The sequence below is a fragment of the Streptomyces sp. MK7 genome (assembly GCF_032658145.1).
Lineage (GTDB): Bacteria > Actinomycetota > Actinomycetes > Streptomycetales > Streptomycetaceae > Streptomyces > Streptomyces spiralis.
Genome location: NZ_JAVACL010000009.1, coordinates 24,993 through 51,870, shown reverse-complemented (window position 1 = coordinate 51,870; position 26,878 = coordinate 24,993). Strand labels below are relative to the sequence as shown.

Annotated in this window: 18 protein-coding genes, 2 pseudogenes and 1 riboswitch; of the genes and pseudogenes, 7 read left to right on the top strand and 13 right to left on the bottom strand. The window is 70.3% G+C overall.

Annotation, left to right across the window (positions count from 1 at the left end):
• Positions 1-36: 36 nt before the first annotated feature.
• Together R2S09_RS13410 and R2S09_RS13405 are read right to left on the bottom strand one after the other, a co-directional pair.
• Positions 37-837, bottom strand: coding sequence for an enhanced serine sensitivity protein SseB (locus R2S09_RS13410; protein WP_316741146.1), 801 nt, complete (start codon positions 835-837; stop codon positions 37-39).
• Positions 838-878: 41 nt separating this feature from the next.
• A complete protein-coding gene (locus R2S09_RS13405) occupies positions 879-1,589 on the bottom strand; it encodes an AAA family ATPase (RefSeq protein WP_316741145.1) in 711 nt (236 codons plus the stop codon).
• A 165-nt stretch (positions 1,590-1,754) separates the two neighbouring features.
• A riboswitch (glycine riboswitch) is annotated at positions 1,755-1,854 on the top strand.
• Between the two features lie 193 nt (positions 1,855-2,047).
• Here R2S09_RS13405 and gcvT point away from each other — a divergent pair.
• From gcvT to R2S09_RS13385, 4 genes are all read left to right on the top strand, one after another.
• On the top strand, positions 2,048-3,175 hold the full coding sequence (gene gcvT / locus R2S09_RS13400) for a glycine cleavage system aminomethyltransferase GcvT (RefSeq protein ID WP_316741143.1): 1,128 nt from the start codon (positions 2,048-2,050) through the stop codon (positions 3,173-3,175).
• Positions 3,176-3,344: 169 nt separating this feature from the next.
• Positions 3,345-3,722, top strand: coding sequence for a glycine cleavage system protein GcvH (gcvH, locus tag R2S09_RS13395; protein WP_306188144.1), 378 nt, complete (start codon positions 3,345-3,347; stop codon positions 3,720-3,722).
• 17 nt (positions 3,723-3,739) lie between these two features.
• Complete coding sequence (gene glyA / locus R2S09_RS13390; RefSeq protein ID WP_306188142.1) at positions 3,740-5,002, top strand: serine hydroxymethyltransferase; 1,263 nt, start codon at positions 3,740-3,742, stop codon at positions 5,000-5,002.
• Positions 5,003-5,076: 74 nt separating this feature from the next.
• Positions 5,077-6,444, top strand: a complete 1,368-nt coding sequence (locus R2S09_RS13385; protein WP_306188141.1) for an L-serine ammonia-lyase — start codon at positions 5,077-5,079, stop codon at positions 6,442-6,444.
• 140 nt (positions 6,445-6,584) lie between these two features.
• Here R2S09_RS13385 and R2S09_RS40555 read toward each other — a convergent pair.
• Positions 6,585-6,776, bottom strand: a pseudogene (locus tag R2S09_RS40555) (IS5/IS1182 family transposase); the annotation flags it as partial.
• 133 nt (positions 6,777-6,909) lie between these two features.
• Between R2S09_RS40555 and R2S09_RS13375 the strand changes: the two are divergent.
• Positions 6,910-7,157, top strand: a pseudogene (locus R2S09_RS13375) (PIN domain-containing protein); the annotation flags it as partial.
• Here R2S09_RS13375 and R2S09_RS13370 read toward each other — a convergent pair.
• The 3 genes from R2S09_RS13370 to R2S09_RS13360 form a co-directional block, all read right to left on the bottom strand.
• Entirely contained in the window at positions 7,073-7,309 is a 237-nt protein-coding gene (locus tag R2S09_RS13370) for a hypothetical protein (RefSeq protein ID WP_316741140.1), read from the bottom strand. The pseudogene R2S09_RS13375 and the gene R2S09_RS13370 overlap by 85 nt on opposite strands.
• A gap of 159 nt (positions 7,310-7,468) precedes the next feature.
• Positions 7,469-7,744: a hypothetical protein gene (locus tag R2S09_RS13365; RefSeq protein WP_306188139.1), complete on the bottom strand. Its 276-nt coding sequence runs from the start codon at positions 7,742-7,744 to the stop codon at positions 7,469-7,471.
• Positions 7,735-15,513 (bottom strand): ricin-type beta-trefoil lectin domain protein, encoded by a 7,779-nt coding sequence (locus R2S09_RS13360; protein ID WP_316741138.1) that lies wholly within the window; start codon positions 15,511-15,513, stop codon positions 7,735-7,737. Before R2S09_RS13360 ends, R2S09_RS13365 begins: the two co-directional genes overlap by 10 nt.
• A 576-nt stretch (positions 15,514-16,089) precedes the next feature.
• On the opposite strand from R2S09_RS13360, the gene R2S09_RS13355 reads away from it, so the two are divergent.
• Both R2S09_RS13355 and R2S09_RS13350 read left to right on the top strand, forming a co-directional pair.
• A complete protein-coding gene (locus R2S09_RS13355) occupies positions 16,090-19,221 on the top strand; it encodes a DNRLRE domain-containing protein (protein WP_316741136.1) in 3,132 nt (1,043 codons plus the stop codon).
• Positions 19,222-19,742: 521 nt separating this feature from the next.
• Positions 19,743-20,297, top strand: a complete 555-nt coding sequence (locus R2S09_RS13350; RefSeq protein ID WP_306188135.1) for a glycoside hydrolase family 25 protein — start codon at positions 19,743-19,745, stop codon at positions 20,295-20,297.
• A 55-nt stretch (positions 20,298-20,352) separates the two neighbouring features.
• Here R2S09_RS13350 and R2S09_RS13345 read toward each other — a convergent pair whose 3' ends face one another.
• The 7 genes from R2S09_RS13345 to R2S09_RS13315 form a co-directional block, all read right to left on the bottom strand.
• Positions 20,353-21,072 carry an NADPH-dependent F420 reductase gene (locus R2S09_RS13345; RefSeq protein ID WP_306188344.1) on the bottom strand — a complete coding sequence of 240 codons (720 nt, stop codon included), beginning with the start codon at positions 21,070-21,072 and terminating at the stop codon, positions 20,353-20,355.
• Positions 21,073-21,230: 158 nt separating this feature from the next.
• Complete coding sequence (locus tag R2S09_RS13340) at positions 21,231-21,443, bottom strand: EF-hand domain-containing protein (RefSeq protein ID WP_306188134.1); 213 nt, start codon at positions 21,441-21,443, stop codon at positions 21,231-21,233.
• A 49-nt stretch (positions 21,444-21,492) separates the two neighbouring features.
• Positions 21,493-22,404 carry a MerR family transcriptional regulator gene (locus tag R2S09_RS13335; RefSeq protein WP_316741134.1) on the bottom strand — a complete coding sequence of 304 codons (912 nt, stop codon included), beginning with the start codon at positions 22,402-22,404 and terminating at the stop codon, positions 21,493-21,495.
• A gap of 171 nt (positions 22,405-22,575) precedes the next feature.
• Positions 22,576-23,775, bottom strand: a complete 1,200-nt coding sequence (locus R2S09_RS13330; RefSeq protein WP_306188131.1) for a beta-propeller fold lactonase family protein — start codon at positions 23,773-23,775, stop codon at positions 22,576-22,578.
• On the bottom strand, positions 23,775-24,566 hold the full coding sequence (locus R2S09_RS13325; RefSeq protein WP_316741133.1) for a polysaccharide deacetylase family protein: 792 nt from the start codon (positions 24,564-24,566) through the stop codon (positions 23,775-23,777). The genes R2S09_RS13330 and R2S09_RS13325 overlap by 1 nt, the downstream gene beginning before the upstream one ends.
• Positions 24,567-25,289: 723 nt before the next feature.
• Positions 25,290-25,793, bottom strand: coding sequence for an ATP-binding protein (locus R2S09_RS13320; protein ID WP_306188127.1), 504 nt, complete (start codon positions 25,791-25,793; stop codon positions 25,290-25,292).
• Positions 25,794-26,068: 275 nt separating this feature from the next.
• Positions 26,069-26,836: an enoyl-CoA hydratase/isomerase family protein gene (locus R2S09_RS13315; RefSeq protein ID WP_306188126.1), complete on the bottom strand. Its 768-nt coding sequence runs from the start codon at positions 26,834-26,836 to the stop codon at positions 26,069-26,071.
• Between the last annotated feature and the right edge of the window lie 42 nt (positions 26,837-26,878).

The window sequence follows — 26,878 nt, the reverse complement described above, 5'->3', positions numbered from 1 at the left end:
CGCATGCCGGCGCCGTCCCGCCGCCCTGGAGGATCTTCAGTGGCCGTACTGGTAGAACGGCCGGACCTTCTCCCTCAGCCAGCCCGCCACCGGGTCGTCCGTCACGTCCAGCAGGACCAGGTTGACGGGCCACTGGACGGGGACCTCGGCGAGGGCCCGGCCCAGGGCCTCCAGGGGACGGGCGCGCAGGTCGCCGTCCCACTGGGAGAGCTCGACGCCTATGAACATCACCGGGTCGGCCGTCTCTATGGCGGCCAGGCAGCGGCGGGCCGCGAGGACCACGCCCGTCTCGGCGAACTCGGCGGAGGCGGAGGCCAGGAAGTCCACCGGGTCGTCCTGCCAGTCGGGTTCGAACAGACGGACGCGGCCGCCGCCGGGGCCGTCCAGTTCGGTGCGCCCGGCCCGGCACAGTTCGGCCACGGCCGGCGGTGGCAGCGGGATGCCGACCACGCCCTCCGGGTTCAGCGCGATGCCGGCCTGCGGCGGCAGCCCGCGCGCGAACTCGACGGCGGGCGCGATGACGTAGGGCATGTGAGGGCCGGCGACCTGGCGGAGCTGCTCCTCGGAACTGAAGACCGGGACATAGGCCTGGCCGTCGATCTCCAGGGTGGGCAGGTCGAGCGGACCGCTGTGCGGGCCACCGCCGCTGGGCAGCGGAACCCAAAGGAAGCTGCGGCCCAGCACCTCGATGATCCGGCCGCCGGCCGAAGGGATGCCGAGGGAGGCCGAGAGCACTTCCTCCAGCTCGTTGCCGGGCCATCCGCCGTGCGGCTGGGGATGCGCCTGTGCCGGAAAGTCCGCGGGGTAGCCCCCGGAGAAGTCCGCCGGAATGTCCATTCGCCTACCACCTGCTGGGAACCGCTGTTGTGACCGAAAGGCTATCGGGTGCCGGTGCGGGACGGGCCGGTGAAGCCGATCCGGCGCAGCGCGGCCGCCGCCTCGCGGTCCAGCAGGACGGCCGAGCCGCAGCCCCCCGGCAGCTCACCCCGCTCCACGGCGCGCAGGAGGCGGGCCGCGGCCCTGCGGTGGCGCAGGAAGGCGTAGCGGGAGACACCGCGGCCGCGCCGGCGCATGCCGTCCACGGCGGTCTCGGGGGTGACGTCCAGCAGGATGAGGTGGAGCGTGCCGCCGCGGCGGCGGGCGGCGCGGGCCAGCCAGCCGCGGACCCAGCTCTGCGTGCCGCAGTCGTGGACCACGAGCCCCTCTCCGGAGCGCAGCGCGCGGCGCAGCGCGGCGTAGTGGGCGAGGCGGACCAGGGGGCGGTAGAGCACGTAGGGCAGGCGGGGCGAAAGGCGGGCGTCCCAGCGGTCGCGGGTGTCCTGGGAGTCGATCCTCGGGCCGCGCACCGCACGCCGCATCAGGGTCGACTTGCCGCTGCCGGGCAGGCCGGTGACCACGGCCAGGTCGTGCGGGCCGAAGAGCAGCGCGTGCGGGCCGCGGCCGGCCCGCTCGCGCAGGTCGCGCACCACGGGCACGGGGCGACCGCCGTGCTCGCGGGCCGGGGCGAGCGGCCTCCGGGCCCCGGGCCGGCCGGGCAGGGCGAGGGCCCGGGTCGTGGCGTACGCCGGCGCGGTCCTGTTCACCGTCATCGTCCTCCCCTGGGTGGTGACGGTTCCCCGTCGAGTGTAAAGAGAAGGTAATGCCCAGGGTCCGGTGATTTCGTGCGCGTTCTGCCACGGGTCGGTCACAGATGCGGCCTGACGTGATCCGGCCCGGCGTGCAATGATGTGCGCGCCAACTGCATACAGGCCGCTTGAATCCGCGCGGGAGAGTTCCCAGCAGCCGTCTCGCTGGGGCGCCGAAGGAGCAAGTCCCTCCCTTGAATCTCTCAGGCCCCGTTACCGCGCGGGCGAGGCACATCTGAAAAGCGGGCCGCTGCCGCAGTGGCTCCACCCAAGGTGCAAGCCGTGATCATCCGTCCTACGGCGGTCATGGCGAACCTCTCAGGTTCCGATGACAGATGGGGAGGACACCGATCCGTCCTCGCCCTCCCCACGCTCGGCCTCACTCGCGCGGGGGGACCCCCACCGCCTGGGAGACACGCCCGATGAGCAGTTCCGCACCCCGTCCGCTCCGCCATACCGCGCTCGACGCGGTGCACCGCGCGCTCGGTGCGACGATGACCGACTTCGCCGGCTGGGACATGCCGCTGCGCTACGGCTCCGAGCGTGACGAGCACATCGCCGTGCGCACCCGGGCCGGGCTCTTCGACCTCTCCCACATGGGCGAGATCACCGTCACCGGACCGCAGGCCGCCGCCCTGCTGAACCACGCCCTGGTCGGCAACATCGCCTCCGTCGGCGTGGGCTGGGCCCGGTACACCATGATCTGCCGCGAGGACGGCGGCATCCTGGACGACCTGATCGTCTACCGGCTGGCCGAGGCCGAGTACATGGTGGTCGCCAACGCCTCCAACGCCCAGGTCGTGCTGGACGCGCTCACCGAGCGGGCGGCCGGTTTCGACGCCGAGGTCCGCGACGACCGGGACAACTACGCCCTGATCGCCGTGCAGGGACCCGAGTCCCCCGGCATCCTCGCGTCCCTCACCGACGCCGACCTGGACGGCCTGAAGTACTACGCCGGCCTGCCCGGCACGGTCGCCGGGGTGCCCGCGCTGATCGCGCGCACCGGCTACACCGGCGAGGACGGCTTCGAGCTGTTCGTCGCGCCGGCCGACGCCGAGAAGCTGTGGCAGGCGCTGACCGACGCCGGAGCGGACGCCGGGCTGGTGCCGTGCGGGCTGTCCTGCCGCGACACGCTGCGCCTGGAGGCCGGCATGCCGCTGTACGGGCACGAGCTGACGACCGGGCTCACCCCGTTCGACGCCGGGCTCGGCCGGGTGGTCAAGTTCGACAAGGAAGGCGACTTCGTGGGCCGCGAGGCGCTGCTGGCCGCCGCCGAGCGCGCCGCCTCCCAGCCGCCCCGGGTGCTCGTCGGCCTGGTCGCCGACGGCCGTCGCGTGCCGCGCGCCGGGTACCCCGTCGTGGCGGGCGGAGAGTTGATCGGCGAGGTCACCTCCGGCGCCCCCTCCCCCACCCTGGGCAAGCCGGTCGCCATGGCGTACGTCGACGCCGCGCACGCCGCGCCGGGCACGCCGGGCGTCGGCGTGGACATCAGGGGCAGGCACGAACCGTACGAGGTCGTGGCGCTGCCCTTCTACAAGCGGCAGAAGTAAGACTGGTCCGGCAGGGCGCCGGCGGCACCCGTGCGGCACCGGGTGCCCGGACGCCATGTGCCCGCGTGTCGTGCCCGCGCGTGTGACGCCCGGCACATCACCCTGCTCACCAGCGTTTTCAGCAGTCCTCAGTCACCAGCAGTCCCCCGCGTACAGGAGAATTCAGGCCATGAGCAACCCCCAGCAGCTGCGCTACAGCAAGGAGCACGAGTGGCTGTCGCCCGCCGAGGACGGCGTCGCGACGGTCGGCATCACGGAGTTCGCGGCCAACGCGCTCGGCGATGTCGTCTACGCCGACCTGCCGGAGGCCGGCACCACGGTGACCGCGGGCGAGACCTGCGGCGAGCTGGAGTCGACCAAGTCGGTCTCCGACCTGTACTCCCCGGTCAGCGGTGAGGTCACCGAGGTCAACGAGGACGTGGTGAACGACCCGTCGCTGGTGAACTCCGCGCCCTTCGAGGGCGGCTGGCTGTTCAAGGTGCGTGTCACGGAGGAGCCGGCCGACCTGCTCTCCGCCGACGAGTACGCCGCCGAGACCGCCGGCTGAGGAGCGGACACAAGCACATGACTGTTCTGAACACGCCCCTGCACGAGCTCGACCCGGAGGTGGCCGCCGCGGTCGACGCCGAGCTGCACCGCCAGCAGTCCACGCTGGAGATGATCGCCTCGGAGAACTTCGCCCCGGTCGCCGTCATGGAGGCCCAGGGCTCGGTCCTGACCAACAAGTACGCCGAGGGCTACCCGGGCCGCCGCTACTACGGCGGCTGCGAGCACGTCGACGTGGTCGAGCAGATCGCCATCGACCGCATCAAGGCCCTGTTCGGCGCCGAGCACGCCAACGTGCAGCCGCACTCCGGTGCCCAGGCGAACGCGGCCGCAATGTTCGCGCTGCTCCAGCCCGGCGACACGATCATGGGTCTGAACCTCGCGCACGGCGGGCACCTGACCCACGGCATGAAGATCAACTTCTCCGGCAAGCTCTACGACGTCGTCGCCTACCACGTGGGCGACGACGGCCTGGTCGACATGGCCGAGGTGGAGCGACTGGCGAAGGAGTCCCGGCCGAAGCTGATCGTGGCCGGCTGGTCGGCCTACCCGCGCCAGCTGGACTTCGCCGCCTTCCGCCGGATCGCGGACGAGGTGGGCGCCTACCTGATGGTCGACATGGCGCACTTCGCCGGCCTGGTCGCGGCGGGCCTGCACCCCAACCCGGTGCCGCACGCCCATGTCGTCACCACCACGACCCACAAGACGCTGGGCGGCCCGCGCGGCGGTGTGATCCTGTCCACCGCCGAGCTGGCCAAGAAGATCAACTCCGCGGTCTTCCCCGGTCAGCAGGGCGGTCCGCTGGAGCACGTGATCGCCGCCAAGGCGGTGGCCTTCAAGGTCGCGGCCGGCGACGACTTCAAGGAGCGCCAGCGTCGTACCCTGGACGGCGCCCGCATCCTGGCCGAGCGCCTGGTGCGGGACGACGCCCGGGCGGCCGGCGTCGACGTGCTGACCGGCGGCACCGATGTGCACCTGGTCCTGGTGGACCTGCGGAACTCGGAGCTGGACGGCCGGCAGGCCGAGGACCGCCTCCACGAGGTCGGGATCACGGTCAACCGCAACGCGGTGCCGAACGACCCCCGTCCGCCCATGGTCACCTCGGGCCTCAGGATCGGTACGCCGGCCCTGGCGACCCGAGGCTTCACGGCCGAGGACTTCGCCGAGGTCGCCGACGTGATCGCCGAGGCTCTGAAGCCGTCCTACGACGCCGAGGCGCTGGGGGCCCGGGTGAAGGCCCTGGCCGACAAGCACCCGCTGTACCCGTCTCTGAACAAGTGACTCGCCGGTGGGGCACCCGTGAGGGTGCCCCACCACCCCCTGTTTGTGCGTTTCTGCTGTCTTGAGGAGTGACCGTGGCCATCTCGGTCTTCGACCTGTTCTCGATCGGCATCGGCCCGTCCAGCTCCCACACGGTCGGCCCGATGCGCGCGGCGCGGATGTTCGCGCGCCGACTGCGCAACGAAGGCCTGCTGGCCTCCGTCGGGTCCGTGCGCTGCGAGCTGTACGGCTCGCTCGGCGCCACCGGGCACGGCCACGGCACCCCCAAGGCGGTCCTGCTCGGCCTGGAGGGCGCCTCGCCGCGCACGGTGGACGTGGAGACGGCGGACGAGCGGGTGGAGGACATCAAGGCGGCGGGCCGCCTGAACCTCCTCGGTGAGCACGAGATCCCCTTCTCCTTCGACGACGATCTGGTCCTGCACCGCCGCAAGGCCCTGCCCTACCACGCCAACGGCATGACGGTCTGGGCGTACGACGCCGCCGGGACGGAGCTGCTGTCGAAGACGTACTACTCGGTCGGCGGCGGCTTCGTCGTGGACGAGGACGCGGTCGGCGCGGACCGCATCAAGCTCGACGACACCGTGCTGAAGTACCCCTTCCGCACCGGCGACGAGCTGCTGCGCCTCACGAAGGAGACGGGCCTGTCGATCTCCTCCCTCATGCTGGAGAACGAGCGGGCCTGGCGCACCGAGGAGGAGATCCGTGCGGGTCTGCTGGAGATCTGGCGGGTGATGCGCGAGTGCGTCCGGCGCGGCATGACCCGTGAGGGGATCCTGCCCGGCGGTCTGAAGGTCCGCCGCCGGGCCGCGGTCTCGGCCCGCCAGCTGCGCGCGGAGGGCGACCCGCTGGCGCACGCCATGGAGTGGATCACCCTGTACGCGATGGCGGTCAACGAGGAGAACGCGGCCGGCGGCCGGGTGGTGACCGCCCCCACCAACGGCGCGGCCGGCATCATCCCCGCCGTCCTGCACTACTACATCGACTTCATCCCCGGCGCCGACGAGGACGGCGTGGTCCGCTTCCTGCTCGCCGCGGGCGCGATCGGCATGCTGTTCAAGGAGAACGCCTCCATCTCCGGCGCCGAGGTCGGCTGCCAGGGCGAGGTCGGCTCCGCCTGCTCCATGGCCGCCGGGGCGCTGGCGGAGGTGATGGGCGGCACGCCGGAGCAGGTGGAGAACGCCGCCGAGATCGGCATGGAGCACAACCTCGGCCTGACCTGCGACCCGGTCGGCGGCCTGGTCCAGATCCCCTGCATCGAACGCAACGGCATGGCCGCCGTGAAGGCCGTCACCGCCGCCCGCATGGCCCTGCGCGGCGACGGCTCCCACAAGGTGTCCCTCGACAAGGTCATCAAGACCATGAAGGACACCGGCGCCGACATGTCGGTCAAGTACAAGGAGACCGCCCGCGGCGGACTCGCGGTGAACATCATCGAGTGCTAGAAGGGTGGGCCCTGACCAGCGCGTCCGTCACTTTCAGCGCTGTGGGGGCCTTCCCTGCTCACGCGGCGGAAAGTCCCGGTCCGTCCCGTAATTGATCTTTGAGGGGTCTGGACAGGGCCGGCCGGCCACCGGCCGTCCCACTACGCGGCTTGGCTCAGGTTGTGGAGTCGCGCGATGCCGAGCATCGCATGGTGGACGCCGTCGCCCTTGAGACGGCAGTGGCGAAGGATCTTCCAGGTCTTCATGCGGGTGAAGACATGCTCGACGCGGACCTGTTCGTGCTCGCGGTTGTGCCCGGCCTGCCACTCGGTCAGTTCTCCGCCGCGCGGTCTGGTCAATGATCCGGTCGGCCGCCGGCCGGACACCCCAGACGGCGGCGCGAGCTGCCGCAACGTCAGGTTGATGCGCCAGCAGGCCGCGACCGGCATCACCCGGTTCTACAGGGGCAGGCCCCACCACCGTCCGGCAACGCGAATCAGCACCTGGCTGTCGCGGGCCAGACGGGACTTTCGAAACACGCCCTGGAGGTCCAGCGCCACGCTCTCAACGCAGGCATCCACCGGGCACTGTCACTCCCCGACCTTCTCATCGCCGCCACAGCGGAGCTGAACGGGCTGACCGTACTCCACTACGACGGCGACTTCGAGATGATCGCCTCCCTCACCGGCCAACCCACCGAGTGGGTGGTGCCACCAGGCATCGCCGACCGCTGAACGGTACTGAGACCGCAGTCGAAACGGACGGTCCATCCGTAGGGGAATTCCTCGGCGAGGTCCGGCAGCGTGATCACGGGGTCGGCGCGGTCCGGACAGGCCAGCGCCTTCAGATAGCGGGCCGCGGCCGCGACTGCCTGGTCTTTGGTCATCACTCGTCAACTCCATCACGGTTTCTCGCAAGCCTCGGTCGTATACAGCCCCTGGTCCCGCCACAGTTCGCCCAAGCCGACGGGCCCGCCGGACCTTGGGTCCGGCGGGGCCGTCTGTGTGTGGGGCCCGCAGTGATCACACGGGCCGCGGCGCCTGTCCTACCACGGGGGGCAGGGCAGGCCTGCCGCCCTTCTCGGCTCCAGGAACTCCTCCCTGAATACCTCCAGGGAGGCCCTGAGCAGAGGGATCTCGATCTCAGGACGGATGTGGCTCAGGCGAGCGGAGTTGCCGTCGAATCGGAACTCGAGCAGCAGCTCACCCCTCACGCCGTTGGTCATCTCGACGACCTCCATCGACTCGTAGTCGTCGTGGTCGCTCAGGATGATCAGAGCGGCGTAGTCGCGTCCCTCGACGGTGAATGTCCTCATAGCCATCCCTCGAATTGGAGCCCGCCACCGCGCAAGCTCCACCGGGCGCCACGTTTGGTGACGTCATCCACGATGTCGAGCACGGAACCACCGTAGTGGGCCGTCGACGCGCTGACGGTTCTGGTGGCGCTCGGGTTCCCGAGGAGTTCTCCCAGGAGTTCCGCTCCGCCTCGGTTCAGGGCGCCCTTGTCGTTCAGGCGGTTGGCTCCCCGGAGGAACGGCGTGTACTTGGCCACGTGGTCCGCGGTCCGCTTCACCGGGTCGGTGTGCTTCTGCAGAGCCCTTCCCGCCTCGGTCAGATGGTAGTCGTACTGGAACGGCTTGCCGCCCTTCGGCGGGATGGGCCGCAGCGCCGCGGCGCTCAGGTCCAGGTCCGTCGCATCAGCGAGGTCGTTGCAGTTGTGGACGAGGACAGGCGTGGCCCCGGCCACCACGTAGTACGTGTGGACGTCACCGACGGTGAGGTTGTGGACGGTGGCTTCCTGGACGGTCCAGCGCTTGATCGCCGAGATCTGGACATAGGTGCCCGCGCCGGTCTGGAGCCACTCGCCGGCGTGAAGGTCGGTGGCCTTGATCCAGGTGTGGAGGGCCGGGACCCAGAAGGGGTGGCCGTCGGTCGCGGTGACCTGGGCCGTCTTGCCGCCCTTCTTGCCGTCGGTGTCGATCGTGACCTTGACCAGGTGCTTCAGGCCATGGCCCTTGATCTCGGCGGTGACGGTCTCGACACGGGTCGCACCGGTCTTCGGGTCGGTGGTGACGACCTTGTCCCCGGTCTTGACCTTCTCGATCGACTTGGTGGTGCCGTCGGCCATCAGGACCTTGGTGCCGGGCACGAAGCTGTTGCACGTGCCGCCGCTCTCGCCGCCGCCGGACTTGCCGGAGCCGCCGCCACCGCTCGATCCGCCCTCGCTCTTGGAGGAGCCGCCGGCCTTGCCGCCCGGCTTCGAGTCGCCGCCGGACTTGCCACCCCCGCCTTCGGAGCGCTTGCCGCCCGAGCCGTGGGACGAGGACTTAGGAGCCGCTTCCGCCTGAGCGCGCTTCTGACGCGGGTTACCGGTCTTCCTGGCCCTGGCGGCGGCCTCGTCGGATATTCGTTTGGCTTCTTCCGCGGCCTTCTTCCTGGCGCGTTGCGCGGCCTTCTTCTTCGCCCTTTCGATGGCGAGTTTCTTCATCTTCATGGCGATGGCCTCGGCCGCCTTCGCCAGCTTCAGGACCCGGGACGCCTCCGCCTTGGCCTTGCGGAAGGCCTTGACCGCCTCGATGGTGCGCTTGACGGCCTTGACGACCTTCGGCAGCTTGCCGAGCTTGTACCAGGGGATCGCGTTGGCGACGAGCCCCACGCAGGACCACATGTCACCGCCGAAGCAGGACAGGGCGTCGTTGATGCCGATGAAGTCCTTCAGCGTCTCCCAGGCCACGGCCAGGATGATCGAACCGAGGGACTTGCCCTGCATCGCCTGGGCCTGGGCGACCTGCGCCGCCGAGAGGCCCGCGCCCGCCAGCGCCGCTGCCCGCTCGGAGGCGGTCAGCGAGATGGCCAGACCCGTGGGGTCGGACATCGTCACCGGGTTGTTGTGGGCGTAGGCGTAGCCGTTGGTCTGGAGGACGTCGTTGAGGTCCATCACCGGGTCGGCGGACAGGAAGCGTCCGACCACCTGGTCGTACAGGCGAGCCCCCAGCTGGGTGAAGCCCGAGGAGTCGTCCCGGACGGCGCCCAGGAAGCCGGTGTGGGCCTGGACGTTCACGCCGACCGTGTCGGTGCCGCGCTGGTTGCCGAACGGGTCCTGCTTGCGGATCCGCACCGACATCGACCCGTCGAGGGCGACCTCGGCGTAGGTGCTGCCCTGGTGGTCGCCGGTCAGGGCGACCAGGCGGTCACTGGCGTTGCCGTAGGCGTAGCGCATGACCGCGCCACCGGGCACCGAGTACGTGCGCTGGGTGTTCACCAGAACGCCGCCGGCCTGGACGGTCACCTCGGACTCACCGAGGTGGAGGGTGGCCTGCTTGCCCTTGATCGTCAGCAGACAGGCACCGTCGGGACCGTAGATGTAGCGGGTGTCGTTCTGCGCGGCCCACTGCTGCTCGGCCTTGGTGCTGTCACAGGTGGCCAGCACGATCGGGGTGCCGCTCGCGCTGTTGGCGCCCTGGACCGCCAGGCACATGCCCGAGGCGACGTGGACCAGCTGGCCCGAGGCGTTGCGCTTGAGCTCCTGAGCGGCCGAGCCGTCGCACTTCTGGAGCTGGATCGCCGAGCCGGCGGTGCTGCCGGCGGGCTGGACGCACCAGTTGTCGTAGACGGTCAGGGTGCCAAGGCTCGGGTCGGTCTGCGTGGCACCCTGCTTGACGGCGAAGTGCCAGTTCTGCGCGACCGTGGAGTTGCAGGAGTAGAGCTGGATGGCCCGGCCCGCGGTGGCCATACCGCTGGAAAGGTCCAGGCACTTGTCGGCCAGACCCACGTAGGGGGTCTTGCCCCCGCTGCCCTCGCCGGTGATCCGCTCGACCTGGCCGTCGTAGGTCCAGGACAGCTCCTGCTTGTCGCCGTTCTGGACGGACGTGATCGACTTGGTGTCACCGGTCAGCTCGTACAGCCGCTCGGCCTCGGCCTTGACCTGCGCACCCGCGGGGGTGGTGTAGGTCTTGGACACCTTGGTCAGCGTGTCCGGCTGGGTGCCGTCGGACTTGCCGTAGCCGTAGGTGGTGACGGCGTCCTTGGCGCTGTCGCCGGTGAGGTCCTTCTCGGTCAGCTTGGTGCGGTTGCCCAGCAGGTCGTACTCGTACTCCTGCCAGTAGCCGGACTTGTCGTTGCCCGCCTGCACGTTGAGCGTGCCGTCGCTGAGCTTCGGCGTGCTGCAGGCCGTCTGGTCCTTGGAGGTCCAGGCCGTCTTCAGCTCACCGAGCGGGTCGTAGATGAAGCACTGCCGCTCGGCGATGCCGGTGGCGTGTTCCTGGATGGAGGTGACGTTGCCGGCCGGGTCGTAGGTGTAGGAGCGGTTGGAGACGAGGTTGCCGGGGACCACGCTCTGGTCGCCGGTCTGCTCCCGGTAGACCTGCTGGTCCTTCAGCTCACCACTTGACTCGTCGTAGTCGTTCTGCGTCCACACCCGGTAGGGCTGCGCGCCCAGCGTCGAGCGCAGGACCTGGCCGTAGGGGTCGTAGACCGTCTCGGCGCCGTACCAGTCCTTGCCGGAGATGGAGAGCGGCTTGCCGTCCTTGTTGTAGCGGACGACGAGCTTCTCGGCGTCGAGGCCGCCGACCGCCGGGAGCTGGCTCTCTTTCAGCGAGCCGGTGTCGTCGTAGGTGTAGCTGTAGGTGTACGAGGACTGAAGTCCCCACGTGGCCGCCAGCGACGACGGCAGGCTCAGCGTCGTCGACGTCGGCTGGTAGTCGTTGGTGTAGCCGTTGACCGCCTGGGTGTAGGCCAGGCCGTCGGTGTAGCGGGTGGCGGTGGCGGGCAGGCCCTTGCCGCCGGGGACGCTGTCGTAGGTGTACTTGGCCAGCAGGGTGCCGGCCGAGTCGTTCAGGCGCTGCTCGGTCGGCCGCGACAGGACGTCGTAGCCGTTCCACACCGTGACACCACGGGAGTCGGTGGTGGTCGACGGCCGGTCGTACTTGTCGTACGTGGTCGACGTCGTGCCCGTGTCCGGGTCGGTGGCGCTGGTCTGCCGACCGTCGTGGTCGTAGGTCCACGACCAGGAGTGCGCGGCGTCGGCCGAACTGGTCGCCTTCACGATCTGGCCGAACGCGTCGTAGGTGTACCGCATCGACGTGAACCCGCCCGGCGCCGCCGGGTTGAAGGTGTCGGTGCGCACGGTGCGGCCGAGGGCGTCGGTCCACACGCGGTACGACGAGGCGCCTTCCGGCTGGATGACCTTCGACCAGTCGGTGCCGTACTCGTAGCGGACGGCGCGCGCGTCGACCGGCTGCGAGGTGGCCTCGCCGGTCAGCGGGTCCTTGACCTTCAGCACCGGCGTCTCTTGCAGGACGCGGCCCTGGCCGTCGTAGGTGTAGCGGGTGATGTTGGGGACGGTGGTGTCCGCGAGCGGGGTGAACAGCTGGCCCGGGGTGACGTCCTTGGCCAGGTAGGCGTTGTTGGTCTGCCAGATCTCGCCGGAGCTGTTGTACAGCGTGTCGGTGATCAGCCAGCCGCTGTCGCCGTCGGCCTCCTCCTGCGTCTGCCGCTCACGGCCGAGGCCGTCGTAGAGGGTGACGGAGGTCTCGACGCGGTCGTTGTGGCCGCGCGCGTAGGTGGTGACGTACGGGGGCTTGTGGTCGGTCTTGGTCGGGTCGTTCGGGTCGTACTCCGGGACCGTGTACACGGCCCGGAAGTCCGGCACCGACGAGGACGACGGGGTACGGCCCGGAGCCCAGGCCTCCTGCAGGCGCCCCAGCGGGTCGTACTTGGCCTCGCTGACCAGGCCGTTGGCGTCCGTGGTCTTGAGCGTGGTCGAGCGGCCCGGCTCCAGCTCCTGCGTCTCCGTGTGGCCGAGCGCGTTGGCCGTGGTGACCGAGAAGACCTGGCCGGTGGAGGGCGAGTAGGTGATGGTGCCGTAGTTGCCGTCCGGGTCGGTCTCCTTGACGACGCGGCCGATCGCGTCGAAGTCGGTGGTCTCGCCCGGCTGGAACCCGGTGCCGGCGCCGTTCAGCGTCCAGGACTGGGTGGCCTCACCGAGGGTCGTGTCGGCGAGCGCGGTGCCGTACCCCTGGTGGTCGTAGGCGGTGCGCACGGCACTGGCCAGCGTCGACAGGTCGGCGAAGTCGGCGTTCGCGCACGTCGTCGGCGACGTCAGAACCTGCTTGGTCAGGCCGATCAGGTTTTTGCCGGTCTGGTGCAGGTAGTCCATCTTCGAGCACGACTCGTCGCCGGACTTGCCGGTGTCGCCGAGCGACTCCACCTCGATCGGCAGGCCGTACGTCGGGTCGTACGTGGTGTGCGTCTTGACGACCCGCTCGGTCCGCGTGTCGTCACCCGTCCCGGAGGACTTGGTGTACGCGATCTCGTCGGGCTCGGTGACCCGCCAGGCGATCAGCGGCGTCAGGCCGTCGTCGCGGTCCCGGTGGGCCAGCTCGGTGGCGGCCGGGACCGTGACGCTGCGGGAGAGCCAGTCGGTGTCGGCGTCGTCGGCGTTGGTGTAGGTGAGTTCCTCGGCGATGCGGCCGGCGAACGGCTCCAGGTCCTTGGCGATCTCGGTGCCGGTGATGTCCTTCACCGAGACCGTGTCGCCCATGCCGCGGAAGAAGCGGGTGACGGACTTGGAGCGCTTGCTGCCGATGTTCGTGTCGTCCGCGCCCGTGATCACCGTGGTCTGCTCGAACCCGGCGAACTCCGAGTAGGTGCGCGTGGACTTCTTGGTGAACTCGGCCTCGGCCAGCTTCCAGCCGGCGTTCTTGTACGTGTAGGCCGTCTTGGTGGCGAAGGCGCCGTCGACGTTGGGGAGTTCCTCGATGGAGTCGACCACGTACTTGTGGAACCAGTCGATGTCCTCGACCTCGGGGTCGGGGTTCCAGAACATCGGGTAGCACAGACGCGTGTTGGACTTCAGCGCCGCGGTGTCCGTCTTGCCGGGCAGGTTGGTGCCGGTGGCGCAGTCACCGGTGGGCTGCTTGTAGGTGACGACGGTCTCGCCGCCGTACTCGTTGATGACACGGGCGACGCGCAGCCGGGAGAAGCCGGGGCGCGGGTCGGTCGTGCCGCGCATGACCCGGTTGGGCATGTCCTCGGCGTTGGACTCGAAGCGCACCGGGTTGAGGGTGACGCTGGCGTCCGTCGAGCCGTTGCGGGCGTAGCCGGTGCGCTGGATCGACTCCAGCCACAGCGCGGTGTTGGGTCCGGTCTTCAGGACCGGGAAGCTCTGCTTGAGGGCGAACCGGTCCACCACCTGGCGGGCGGTAGTGTCGGTACGGCGCTGCGCCGAGGTCTGGATCTGGGTGAGGCGCTTGCGGGTCCAGAAGGACGGGCCGGCGTTCCAGCACTTACGGGTGTAGGTGGAGGTGACCTGCTTGCAGTTCAGGTCGGCCGGGGTGTCGTACCAGATGCGGTACTTGCCCGGGTCCTTGTCCTCGAAGTTGGCGTCCGAACAGGTCAGCGTCCCCTCGTCGAGGCAGCGCTCGGCGACGGTGAAACTGACCCGGGCCGGGGCCTCGGCGGAGAAGATGCTGTCCTTGCGCTGGCCGTAGTAGATGTGGTCGAGCCAGCCGCCGCGGTCGTAGACGACCGGATCCTTGAAGTTGAAGTTCCGGGCGTAGTAGTTCTTCTCCTTCTTCCACCACAGGGACATGGCGTTGCCGTGGATGTCCTCGACGTAGTCGAGGTTCCAGCGCCAGCCCTGCGTGCACCAGGAGTTCGGCCAGTCGCCCGACTTGTAGCAGGGCTCACCGGCGTGGTTGCCGTAGACGGGAACGGTCAGCACCGAGTCGGTGGTGGCGTCGCCGCCGGCCCAGCCCGGCAGCTTGTTCAGGCCGAAGTAGTAGCGGGTGCCGTCCCGGGTGGTGACGACCCAGTACTCGCCGTCCTTGGCGCCGTTGGCGGTGTTCGGGTCGGTCACCTGCTCGATTCGGGAGCCGTCGCCGTTGGCGGTGAACCATTTGTTCTGTGTGGAGTCCCAGACCAGCTCGGTGGTCTGGCCGCCGAGCGAGAGGGTGGCGTTGTTGGAACCCCAGCACAGGTCCGCGGTGCGGTGCGTGGCGTTGTTGGAGCCGGCCTTCTTGGAGTCCTGGCGGCAGTTGGCGTAGGTGCGGGTGATGGAGCCGGGGTTGTAGTCCCAGCCGTCACCGATCCAGGAGGCCTGGTTGTTCGACGCCGAGGTGCGCCCGTCGACCGACTGGGAGGAGTAGCCCAGCGAGATCTTCGGGTTCAGCCCGCCGGCCGTCTCGGGCACCTGGACGTCGTACGAGTAGGTGAAGGCACCCGACGACGAGCCGGCCGCCCACGAGCCCGAGGACAGCAGAGGCGTCGCCGTGAAGTCGCCGGAGGCGGAGGAGCCGGTGTCCATGGCACCGATCACCTGGGGGCCGGAGGCGTCCACGGCGGGCAGGACGTCGGTGCCGGTCTTGAAGGACGCCGTGCGCACGGACGCGCCGGAGGCCTTCCCGCCGGACGTGCCGGTCGTGTCGCCGCCGAGCAGCTGCGACACCGGCACCGAGCCGGTGAGGATCTTGCGGGTGGCGGTCTTCTTCTTGACGGCGGACTTGGTCGGCGCCTTCGCGGCCGGGACCTCGACCACCTGGCTCGGCAACCGCTCGCCCTTGGGGTCGGCCTTGCCTGACATGGTCGTCGTGCCGCCGGTGGCGCAGTCGCCGCCGTTCGGGTCGTTCATGACACAGTCCGGCAGCAGCACCAGACCGAAGCGGTCGGCGGCCTGCGGGCCGTACAGGTCGGCGAAGTTGGTGGTGTCGACGGCCAGTGTGACCTGCGCCGTCGGGTCGGCGTCGGCGGGCGGCGTGATCTGCATGATCAGGCCCGAGACACCGGTGTCCTGCGAGGACGTGGGCGCGGCCAGGTCGACCTGCCAGGCACCGTCGATGGCCGTCGGGTCGGTGCCGGCGGGTACGCCGACGGCGACCGGAAGGCCGTTGGAGACCGGGACGGTCGTACCGGGCGCGGTGGTGGCATCCAGCGTCGCCGTACCCGTACTCTCCGCCCACGGCGTCACCGCCACCGGCGCGTACGGGTCCACGGGCACCTCGGGCGCCGTGGTGAGGTTCTGCTCCGCCTGCGCGTCCTTCTCGACCAGCGTGGGATCGGGCAGATCCGGGAGCTTGACCTCCTCACGGGTCATCCCTGGGCCGGGCACCGCCCACGCCTCCGCGCCCAGACTTGTCACCGTCAGGGCCGAGGACAGCAAAAGGACGGTCGCCAGGCGGCCCTGCCGCCGGCGCCTCCGTTCCGACTCCGTCGTGGCCAGGCGTCCCCGCCCCAGCCATGACAGCGGACCTTGAACACGCATACGCGTCGTCGACTCCCACCCCAGGCAATGAAAAACAACACAGGTCGAGCGCACCCTCTGTCATGGCCCGCACAGACCACAAGATCGGCGAGGGGAGGCCGAAGAGGTCTGCTGTGATCTGCGCCATGGGCTATCTGGTGACAGAACGTCATTTCTGGCCAGGAACGCGGAGTATGCCGATATCCCTGCGTCATCGGCATGGATCAGGTGATCAAAAAGGACAGAGTCGGCGGCGGCTGTCGCGGATCAAGGGACTACCAAGTGTTCATCACGACTTTATAAATTCCTCACACATGGACCCTCTGTGTAAATCGTGTGATCGTGTGCGCGCCCATGTCCTGATCCGCCTGGTCCACACGGGAGTAGACCGTCGCCGTGTCCGCGCCGCCAAGAATTCTCAGCCCGTTCGTGCGCACACGAACCCGGCTGTCACTCACCCTCGGCCTCGTACTGGCCGCCCTGATCACCGCCCTGCTGCCCTGGTGGCATTCTGACGACACGTCAGCAACCCAGGCAGGCCGGGCGACCGACGCACGGCAGGCAGCAACCGGCCCGCGGGACGAGGGCGCCGCGGCGGCCGAGGCCAGGCGCACCGGCAAGGAGGTGGTCGTCGACACGGCCACCACCGCCACGTCGATCACCTGGGCCCGTCCTGACGGGCAACTGCACTCGCGGATCAACGCCACTGCGGTGCGCGCGAAGACCGCCGGGGGCACGTGGGCCCCGATCGACAACCGGCTGCACCGCACCGACGCCGCCGACGGCCTGGGCATCGCCCCTGCCAACCCGGCGGCGCCCGTACGGTTCTCCAGCGGCAGCAGCACCGCCCACGCCGACCGCTCCTACGCCCGCAAGCCCCTGACGGCCGGTCAGGACAGCGGCGAGACGGTCCTGGCCGAGATGGAGATCGGCGGCCACACCGTCACCTACACCTGGCCGGGCACCCTGCCCGAGCCGGTGCTCGACGGCCCGCGCGCCCTCTACTCCGAGGTGCTGCCGGGCGTCGACCTGCTGCTGGTCGCCCGCGAGGAGGGAGGCTTCGCCCAGCTGCTCATCGTCAAGACCGAACAGGCCGCGCACAGCAAGGCCCTGGCGACGGTGTCGTACGGGCTGCGCTCCAAGACCGCCTCGTTCCGGTACGACAAGGCCGCCGAGCGGGTCCAGGTGCTCGACAAGGCGGGCAAGGAGATCGGCGCGATCCCCACGCCCTTCGCCTGGGACTCCAACGGCCGTGACCCCGAGCCCCCCGAGGGCAAGGGCACCCCCCGCACCTCGGTCGCCACGCCGGCCGACGTGCTGAAGCTGTCCGGCCTGACCGGCATCGAGCCGGGCGCGCACAGCGCCCCGATCCCCGTCCACCTGGCGGGTGACGGCACCGGCACCGCCCGTGTCAAGCTGCCGGTCGGCGGGATGGATCTGCTCACCGGCAAGGACGTCCGCTTCCCCGTCTTCGTCGACCCCACGCTCAACTCGGGCTGGCAGGCCTGGACGGTGGCGTACAAGCCGTACCCGAACACCAGCTTCTGGAACGGCACCAACTTCAGCTCCGGCACCTCCGACGCCCGCGTCGGCCACGAGAGCGACACCGGCGGCACCGCCCGCTCCTTCTGGCGGATGGGCTACAGCAGCAGCCTGAAGGGCGCGACGATCTCTTCGGCGTACTTCAAGGTGCTCAACAACCACTCCTGGTCCTGCACCACGCGGGAGATGCAGTTCTGGCTGACCGGGTCGATCTCCTCGGGCACCACGTGGAACAAGCAGCCGAGCTGGTCCACGGAACTCCAGCGCAAGTCCTTCGCGCACGGCTACTCCTCGTCCTGCCCGGACGACTACGAGTCGTTCAACGTGAAGACCGCCGCCCAGAAGGGCGCGGACGACGGCTGGTCCAACATCACCCTCGGCATGCGCGCCACCAGCGAGTCGGACTCCTACACCTGGCGCAAGTTCCAGGCCACCTCCGCCACTCTGGAGGTCGTCTACAACCGCCCGCCGTCCCAGCCCACCGGCGGCAAGTCCACCCCCGGCGGCACCTGCTCCGTCGGCGGCGCGGGCGTGACCGTCGGCAAGACCAACATCGTCCTGACGGCCAACGCCAAGGACCCCGACGGCAACCTCTCCAAGCTGCGGTTCCGCTTCTGGGTGACCGGTGACTCCACCACCCGCAAGGAATACCTGATCACGCCGAACAGCAGCGGCACCGCCACGACGACCATCCCGACCACGTTTCCGCTCACGGACAAGACGCTCTACTCGTGGGACGTGCGCTCGGAGGACTCCGGCGGCCTGGTCTCGACGTTCTTCCCGCCCGGCACCGACCCGTGCCGGATCACCATCGACGCCAGCGCCCCGCCGCAGCCCGACGTGGAGAGCACCGACTTCCCCGCCGCCACCGACGACGGCCAGACCTGGGCGAACGTCAAGTTCGGCTCGACCGGCGCGGCCACGTTCAGCTCCCCGGGCGCGACGAAGTTCACGTACGCCTTCGAGGGCATCGACTACACGGAGATCGCGGCCGACGCCAACGGCGACGCCACCGTCTCCGCCCTGAAGCCGCCGCACGCCGGCCCCACCACGCTCAACGTCTACGCCTACGACCAGTATGGCAACCAGAGCGTCCGCAGCGACTACAAGTTCTACGTCCCGCCGCGGGACAAGGCGGACGCCCCCGGCGATACGGGCGGTGACGGCATCCCCGACCTGCTGATCGTGGACGCCGACGGCACCCTGTTCAACTGCCCCGGCGCCCCCGGCGGCGAGCTGTACGGGTGCATGCAGGCCGCGTACACGTCGGACCTGAACCTGAGCCCGGCCAACCACTGGTTCGACCCTGCCACCGGCAAGGCGGCGCTGATCACCCACTTCGACGACGCCTACCCCGGCGACGGCTCCACGGACCTGTTCGCCGTCACCCCGGACGGGAAGTTCTGGCTCTACCCCGGTGACGGGTACGGCAGCTTCAACGTCGACCAGCGCCTGAGCGTCCGGCTGCCGGACAACGCCCCCGCCCCCTCCACCTGGACCCAGATCAAGGCCGTCGGCGACATCACGGGCGACAAGCACCCCGACCTGGTCCTGCGGGCGGGCACCGCGTTCTGGACCCTGTCCGGATACACCGGCGCCGGCTTCCAGACCGCCACCCTGATGGAAGGCAGTGCCTGGGCCCGCCGGGAGATCGTCAACGTCGCCGACATCAACGGCGACAGCACGCCCGACCTGCTGTGGCGCAACCTGGACAACGGCAATATGTACGTCCGGCACGGCAAGCCCGGCTCCGTCAGCGGCAGCGTCGACCTCGACTCGATCAAGCTGGCCGCCAACTCCCTCAACGGCGACGTCTCCTACGGCACCGGCTGGACCGAGGCGAACGTACCGACGGCGCTCGGCATCCCCGACGTCAACGGCGACGGAATCCCCGACATCTGGGCCCGCTTCGCCTCCGACGGATACACGCGGATCTACTATCCGTCCCGGACGAACACGAACGCGCCCGTGTCGATCGTCCTGCACGTGGACTGGAACGCGGTCAAGGCGTTCGGCTGACGCCCGACGCCCGGTCGATGCCCCCGCGGGACGACACGTCCCGCGGGGGCATTGTCAGTGCGCATCCGGCACACCGATCTCGTTCCGAAACGATCAGTAAGGCCGACGTACGTACATCCGGCCCCGGAATCCGGCGTCGGATCGGCGGATCGGCGGATTCTCGCCAAGAACTCCCCAGCAGCCGGGTCGATCAAGAACGTGAGACCGAACCCGCACGTCACGGGGCTGATCGTCTCCGGGGCCAGCATGAACGTGAAGTACAAGGAGACCGCCCGCGGCGGACTCGCGGTGAACATCATCGAGTGCTGAGGACTCGGGTTCGACCGGCCCGGCGGCTGTGCCGCCGGGCCGATCGCGTGTCCGGTGGCCGTGGCACCCAAGGGGTGCGGCCGCAGGCGAACCCCACCCGTCCGTAGACGAATGACGCTGATGTTCGAGCGCTCCCGAGGATCGGCCGCCGGGGAGACGGGGCAGAACACCACCGACGACTCCTCCCCCCACGGCACCTTGAGGGAGTTCCCATGCTGCACGGCATCGACGTGAGCGCCTATCAGTCCGCCACGTACGACACGCACGGCCTCTCCTTCGTCTTCATCAAGGCGACGGAGGGCCGTTCGTACGTCAACTCACGGCTGAACGCCCAGACCAAGCACGGCCGCGACGCCGGTCTGGTGGTCGGCTTCTACCACTTCCTGTGGCCCGGCAACATCACCGCCCAGGCCGAGTACTTCGTCTCCCACGCCCCCGAGAAGGCCGGCGACATCCTCGCCGTCGACTGGGAGACCACGGGCGAGGGCACCCACGCGTCCAACGCGGAGAAGGACCACTTCATCCGCAGGGTCAAGGAACTGCGCCCGCACAACCGGGTCGTGCTGTACACCAACCGCAACTTCTGGCTGAACATCGACACGACCTCCTATGCGGGCGACGGCCTGTGGATCGCCGACTACGTCACCGCCGGCCACCCCCGCATCAAGGCCAAGTGGCGCTTCCACCAGTACACCGACGACCCGCACGACAAGGACGTGGCGAACTTCTCCACCGCGGCCGCGCTGCGGGAGTGGGCCAGACCCTGACGGCCCGGCCCTGCCCCCGCCCTTCGGGCGGACGACGCTACTTTCGAAACACGCCCTAGCCCCGGAAGTCGGCCGGGCGTTCCGGGGAAGCCTCCGCCAGGGCCTTGGTCACGGTGTCGGCGCCGGCCCGCAGGCCGTAGACCGGGGTGCCGGGCTGCTGGCGCCAGGAGTCGTCGATGCCGCCGGCGTCCACGGTGTCGAAGCCGATCCCGTCGATCAGCGCGCGGACCCTCGCCTTGGCCGCCTCGTCGTCGCCCGCGACCGGGAGCGCCATGCGGTCGGGGTCGCCGGCCGGCCGCGGACGCTCGAGGAGGTCCTGGGCGTACGTGCCGTTGAACGCCTTGATCACGGGGTGGCCGAGCTGCCGTTCGGTCCAGCGGCTCTCGGTGAGGCCCTCGTCCTCGATCGCGGCGATCCTGCCGTCCCGCTCCCGCGGGTAGTAGTTGCCGGTGTCGATGACCGCCACGCCGTCGGCGGCCTCGTCGAACAGGCCGGACGGCAGGCCGGGCACGGCCTTCAGGGGGACGGTGACCACGACGACCTCGGCACCGTGTGCCGCCTCCTCGACGCGCACGGGGGTCGCGCCGGTCTCCTCGGCCAGCGCGGTCAGGGTGTGCGGACCGCGGGAGTTGGCCACGGAGACGTCGTGCCCGGCGGCGGTGAACCGCCGGGTGAGGTTGCCGCCGATGTTGCCCGCGCCGATGATGCCGATCTTCATCTCTGCTCGCCTCGCTCTTCCGGGGTCCCGGAGCTCGGTTCTGGTGTCCTTGCACAGGCCTTGCAGGCCACGTGCAACCTCCGGGCGGCGTGGGCTATTCCGGGCGTACGGCGAAGGGCGTACGGATGCCGGGCGGGGAGCACACGGGGACCGGCACACGGCGAAGGGCGCCCGCCGCCGAGCGGTGGGCGCCCCTCAGGTCCGTGCCGGACGCGTCACTTGCTCAGGTAGGCCCAGAACTCGTCGAACGACAGAACCTTGTCGCCGTTCAGGTCGCGGGTCCTGATGATCGCCTCCGCCACCGTCTCGGTGACGTTCCAGTCGCCCCCCTGGGCCAGGGCGGACTTGAACTCGGCGGCGGTGATGAAACCGTCACCGTCCGCATCGATCCGCTGGAACTGCTTGCGTGCTTCCTCGATGTCGGCCACCGATCCGCCCCTCTTGTCGTACCTGACTGTCGTGCTGTCGCAGGTCAGATTAGCTGCCCGTGCGGGCCTGAAGCGCAGCGGCCACCCAGGAGAACTCGTCGGCGTAGGAGTGCACGGGTGTCCCCTTGAGGATCCCCAGCAGTTCCCGGTAACGGGCGAGCCTGACGTTGTGGGTCGCCCTGATGCGTTCCAGGACCGCCGCCGGATCGGCGTCCCCGAGCAGCTCGCGCAGGACCTGGTCGGCCTCCGGCGTCTCGGGGGCGATCCCGCGCTCGCGTGCCTTCCCGACCAGCTCGACCAGCCTCTTGGCGAACCACCGGGACGCCCCGGCGGGCGTGTCGGCCGCGCGGTCGGAGTGATTGAGCTCGGCCGCCCTGCGCATCTGCGCCCGGAACTCGGGGTCCTGCACCAGCTCGGCCAGTTCCACCCAGGCGTCGACCTGTTCGGGCGTCGGGTCGTCCGGCAGGTTCACCGCGGTGTTCCGCATCCTTTCGCGGATGTCCGGGTCCACGGTGTCGAGCCCGTGGAACATCTCCTCCACGAACTCCTCCATGATCCGCCTGCGCTCGGCCGCCGACAGCCGTGCCAGTCTGTTCATCAGGGTCGTCTCCTCCGCACTCGATCCGCGTCGCGCCACGCTCGACAGCACCGCGCGGGTCACCTTCAGCGACCGGATCTGCGCGTCCAGCGCCACCACGTGCGCGGCGGCGACCTCCGCGACCGTCCGCTCCCCGGCCAGCACCCGGCGCACGTCGTCCAGGCCGAGGCCCAGCTCGCGCAGGGTGCGGATCAGCTCGAGCCGGGCCACGCAGGCGGCGTCGTAGAGCCGGTAGCCGCCGGCGGAACGGGCCACCGGGGGCAGGGCACCCTCGTCCGACCAGTAGCGGATGGTGCGCACGGTCAGTCCGGTGGCCCGGGCCAGCTCGCCGATGGTGAGAAGTCCGGTGCTGTCTTCGCTCACGTCTGGGAGTCTGGGCCTTCCAGTGGGTGGAGACTCAAGCGGAGGAGCTGCCGCTCAGTGCCACGACAGGTAGTGCGGGTTGCTCCGGCACTCGCTCGGGCCGCGCCGGTGGGCGGCCGCCGTGGCGCTCGCCGTCCAGGAACGGTGGAACGACGTGCTCCCCAACCGCCCTCAGCGGAAGATGCCCGTGTGGCCGAGCGAGTAGCGGCCCGGCTGCGGGTAGACCGCGAGGCCGTGCGGGCCGCTGCCGACCTTGATGCGGGCGAGCTGCCGGCCGGTGCGGGTGTCGATGGCGTACACCTCGGAGTTGTAGCGGCCCGACAGCCACAGGACCGTGCCGTCGGCCGACACGCCGCCCATGTCGGGGCTGCCGCCCTGCGGCAGGCGCCACTTCTTGGTGAGCTTGCCCTTGGTGAAGTCGAAGACGGAGATGGTGCCCTCGCCGCGGTTGGAGATGTACATCTCGCGTGAGTCGCGGCTGATGTAGAGGCCGTGGGCGCCCTTGCCGGTGGGGAGGAACACCGGCTTGCCGAACGTCTTTCCGTCCAGGATCCACAGGCCGTCGGCGACCATGTCGGCGATGTAGAACTTCTTGCCGTCGGGCGAGACCTTCACGTCCTGGGGCATGGCGCCGCGGAAGTCCAGCTTCTGCTTGCCGACGATCTTCATCTGCGCGGTGTCGACCTTGAGCAGTTCGCCACTGAACTCGCAGGAGACGATGAAGTAGCGGCCGTCCAGGGAGAAGTCGGCGTGGTTGACCCCGGCGCAGGGGACCGCGACGGTCTTCACCCGGTCCATGGTGTGCGCGTCCCGGAAGACGAGCTGGCGGTCCTTGGAGGCCATGACGACGGCGTACTTGCCGTCGGGCGTGAAGTAGAGGTTGTACGGGTCGTGCACGTCGACCGGTTTGCCCGCCTTGCCGGTCTTCGGATCGATGGGGGTGAGGGAGTTGCCGAGGTCGTTGTTGACCCAGAGCGTCTTCAGATCCCAGGACGGCACGACGTGCTGGGGCTGGCGCCCCACCGGGATGGTCTCGATGACCTTGTACGTCGCGGGGTCGATGACCGTGACGGTGTTGGAGATGGTGTTGGGGACGTAGACCCGTGAGGGAAAGTCCTTGACCACCGGGGAGAGCTTGTTCGGACGGTCGGCGGCGTAGACGTCCTTCGGGTCCAGGACGGGCGGCATGCCGGGCAGGCCGTCGACGGCCGGCCGCTTCGGCTGGGGCTGGGCGGGCGCCTTGCTGCCGAGGGCTTCGTCTGCGTGGTGCCCCGAGCCGCCGCCGCTGCAGGCGGGCAGCGCGGCCAGCGCGGCACAGGCGGCCCCGGCGAGCAGGGCCCGGGCGGTACGGGTCAGTGAAGGACGGTGCATCAGCTCAGCAGCTCCGTGGTGGTGACCGCGTGCAGGCCACGGCGGTCGAGTTCGTCGAGTACGTCGGGGAGGGCGGCGACCGTGTCGGCGTACCCGAAGTGCAGGCTCACCACGGATCCGTCGCGGACCTCGGCCATGACCTTGCGGGTGACGGCGGTGGCGCCGGGACGGGTGTAGTCGAGGGAGTCGACGTCGTAGGAGAGCACGTGCGGGTATCCGGCGGCGCGGGCAAGTCGCTGGACCAGCGGGGAGGCGGTGGGGGCGCGCGAGGGACGGAACCAGGTGCCGATGGAGCCGGTGAGCCGCGTGAGTCGGTCGGCACAGCCGGTGATCTCCGCGCGGGCGTCGGTCTCGGACAGGGCGTTGACGGCCAGGTGACGCTGGGTGTGGTTGCCGAGGTCGTGGCCGCCGTCCAGGATCCGGCGCGCCATCTCGGGGTGCTCGTCGAGCCAGGTGCCGACGGCGAGCACGGTGAGGCGGGCGCCGTGCTTCTCGGCCGCGGTGAGCAGGGCGCGGGCCAGCGCGGGGTCTCCCTGGCCGTGGAAGGTAAGAGCGACGCGGGGCTTGTCGCGCGGGCCGTGGGTGATCTGCGCGGGCTGCCGGGGGAAGGCGCGCGGGGCGGGGGCGGCGGCGCGCGAGGCGGAGGACGGCGCGTCCGGGGCGGCGTCGGACGCGGCGGAGTGCTGGGCGGCACCGGTGGAGGAGCACCCGGTGGTGAGTGCGCCCCCGGCGACGAGTCCGGCACCGGCCCGGAGCACGCCACGGCGATCGGTGGTGGTCACCCACACCATTTAAGAGGCGCAGGGTAAGAAAACGGGCGATTCACACGCGCGGCCGGGGTGGTGAGGGCCGGTCAGCCACACCCCTCGCCGGGTCCGCCCAGGCCGGCGGGCCCGACCAAGCAACCCTCGGCAGGGCCGGCCGACGGCCCTCGCCGCATCCAGCCAAGCGATCCTCGCCGGGGTCCGGCCAGGCGACCCACAGCGGGTCGGGTCGGGCCCAGCGGGTTCGGCCAGGCGACCCCCGCCGGGGTCCGGCCAGGCAGCCCACAGCGGGTCGGGTCAGGTCCAGCCGGTCCGGCCAGGCCCGGCGGACTCCGCCAGGCGGCCCCCGCCGAGGTCCGGCCGGCGGCTCTCGCCCGGTCCGGCCAGGAGACCCACGACGGGTCCAGCACGGCGACCCACGACGGATCCAGCCAAGCCCGACGAGTTGGACCCCACCCAGCGGATTCGGCCAGCGACCCTCGCCGGGTCCAGCCAGGCGCCCCCGCCCGGTCCAGCACGGCGACCCACGCCGCGTCCAGCCAAGCCCGACGAGTTGGACCCCACCCAGCGGATTCGGCCAGCGGCCCGTGCCGGGTCCGGCCAGACGCCTCCCCACCCGGGTCCGACCAGACGCCCCCCGCCAGGGTCCGACCAGGCGACCCTCGCCCGGTCCGGCCAGGAGACCCACGACGGGTCCAGCCAGGCCCGATGGGTTCGGTCAAGCCTGGCGGGTTCGGCCGGGCCGCGGGGTCAGCGGTCTGCGACCCGAATCTCGAACCAGGTGGTCTTGCCCCGGGGCAGTAGGTCCACTCCCCAGCGGTCGGCGAGTTTGTCCACCAGGAACAGGCCCCGGCCGCTGATGTCCAGTTCCTGAACGGGCATCAAGCAGGGCAGGCCGCGCGAGGGGTCGCGGACCTCGATGCGGATCCAGCCGCGGCGGCGGCGCATCCGCAGGCCGAAGGCCCGGGCGCCGGTGTGCCGTACGGCGTTGCCCACGAGTTCGGAGACGAGGAGGACCGCGTCCTCCGTCAGCTTGGGAGTCAGGCCCCACTGGCGCAGGACGACGACCTGGACGAGCCGGCGAGCGCTGGCCGCGGACTCGGGACGGGACGGCAACGGAACCTCGGCTTCCGTGGGATTGCCGTACAGTTCCAGCGCGTTCAGCGCCCGGTCGTCCTCGACCGCGGGCGACCAGCGTGCCGCGGCCGAACGTCCCTGTCCCCGCGGCTGTTCGATGCCCTCCAGCCCCGCCATGCCCCCATCATGGCCGCCCGCGGCGGCCTCCGTGGCCGTTCCGGCGGAATACGCCCCCCGAGCGCCCCTGTTGTCCCCCATGCGCCCGGCATATGCCGACGACACATCAGCCCCCGGAACACCCCAGCCGACCTGCGCGGACGGCCCGCCCGGCGGCAATCGCCCCGCTCCCCCGACGGATCGGCCTCAAGGCTGCCTTGAGGCCCGCACAACCGCCCCATCGGGGGACCCGAGATCAGACGTCACGTCAACAGCAAGGGGTGAGCGGCCGCTCCTCAGAGGAACTTGGCCTTGCCCGGGCCCTCCTCCACGAAGCTGCGCATCCCGCGCTCGCGGTCCTCCGTGGCGAACAGTCCCGCGAACCAGTTCCGCTCCACGGCGAGACCGGTGTCGATGTCGGTCTCCAGGCCGGTGTCGATCGACTCCTTGGCGGCGCGCAGCGCGATCGCCGGGCCCTGGGCGAGCTTCGCGGCCCAGGCGTGGGCCGCGTCGTACACCTCGGCGGCCGGGACCACGCGGTCCACCAGGCCGAGCGTGAGCGCCTCGTCGGCCTTGACCTGACGGCCCGTGAAGATGAGGTCCTTGGCCTTGGACGGGCCGATCAGCCGGGACAGCCGCTGGGTGCCGCCCGCGCCGGGGATGAGGCCGAGCAGGATCTCCGGCTGGCCCAGCTTGGCGTTGTCGGCGGCGATGCGGTAGTCCGCGCAGAGCGCGAGTTCGCAGCCGCCGCCGAGCGCGTAGCCCGTGATCGCGGCGACCACCGGCTTGGGGATGCGGGCCACGGCGGTGAAGGAGTCCTGGAGGGCGCGGGCACGCAGGACCATCGCCGCGTGGTCCATCACCTGCATCTCCTTGATGTCCGCGCCGGCCGCGAACACCTTCTCGCCGCCGTAGATCACCACGGCGCGCACGTCCTCGCGGCCGGTGGCCTCCTCGGCGAGCTCCTTGAGCCGGTCCTGCGTGGCGACGTCGAGCGCGTTCATGGGCGGGCGGTCCAGGCGCAGCGTGCCGACGCCCTCGGCGACTTCCAGAGTTACGGTCATGGAAGCAGGTTAACGGGCACTAACGACAGTGGGCCCGGTGCC

Excerpts from the sequence above, each read along its gene's own strand:
- R2S09_RS13410 (WP_316741146.1), bottom strand. The coding sequence starts at position 837 with ATGGACATTCCGGCGGACTTCTCCGGGGGCTACCCCGCGGACTTTCCG.
- R2S09_RS13405 (WP_316741145.1), bottom strand. The coding sequence starts at position 1,589 with ATGACGGTGAACAGGACCGCGCCGGCGTACGCCACGACCCGGGCCCTC.
- gcvT (WP_316741143.1), top strand. The coding sequence starts at position 2,048 with ATGAGCAGTTCCGCACCCCGTCCGCTCCGCCATACCGCGCTCGACGCG.
- gcvH (WP_306188144.1), top strand. The coding sequence starts at position 3,345 with ATGAGCAACCCCCAGCAGCTGCGCTACAGCAAGGAGCACGAGTGGCTG.
- glyA (WP_306188142.1), top strand. The coding sequence starts at position 3,740 with ATGACTGTTCTGAACACGCCCCTGCACGAGCTCGACCCGGAGGTGGCC.
- R2S09_RS13370 (WP_316741140.1), bottom strand. The coding sequence starts at position 7,309 with ATGACCAAAGACCAGGCAGTCGCGGCCGCGGCCCGCTATCTGAAGGCG.
- R2S09_RS13365 (WP_306188139.1), bottom strand. The coding sequence starts at position 7,744 with ATGGCTATGAGGACATTCACCGTCGAGGGACGCGACTACGCCGCTCTG.
- R2S09_RS13360 (WP_316741138.1), bottom strand. The coding sequence starts at position 15,513 with ATGACCCGTGAGGAGGTCAAGCTCCCGGATCTGCCCGATCCCACGCTG.
- R2S09_RS13350 (WP_306188135.1), top strand. The coding sequence starts at position 19,743 with ATGCTGCACGGCATCGACGTGAGCGCCTATCAGTCCGCCACGTACGAC.
- R2S09_RS13330 (WP_306188131.1), bottom strand. The coding sequence starts at position 23,775 with ATGCACCGTCCTTCACTGACCCGTACCGCCCGGGCCCTGCTCGCCGGG.
- R2S09_RS13325 (WP_316741133.1), bottom strand. The coding sequence starts at position 24,566 with ATGGTGTGGGTGACCACCACCGATCGCCGTGGCGTGCTCCGGGCCGGT.
- R2S09_RS13320 (WP_306188127.1), bottom strand. The coding sequence starts at position 25,793 with ATGGCGGGGCTGGAGGGCATCGAACAGCCGCGGGGACAGGGACGTTCG.
- R2S09_RS13315 (WP_306188126.1), bottom strand. The coding sequence starts at position 26,836 with ATGACCGTAACTCTGGAAGTCGCCGAGGGCGTCGGCACGCTGCGCCTG.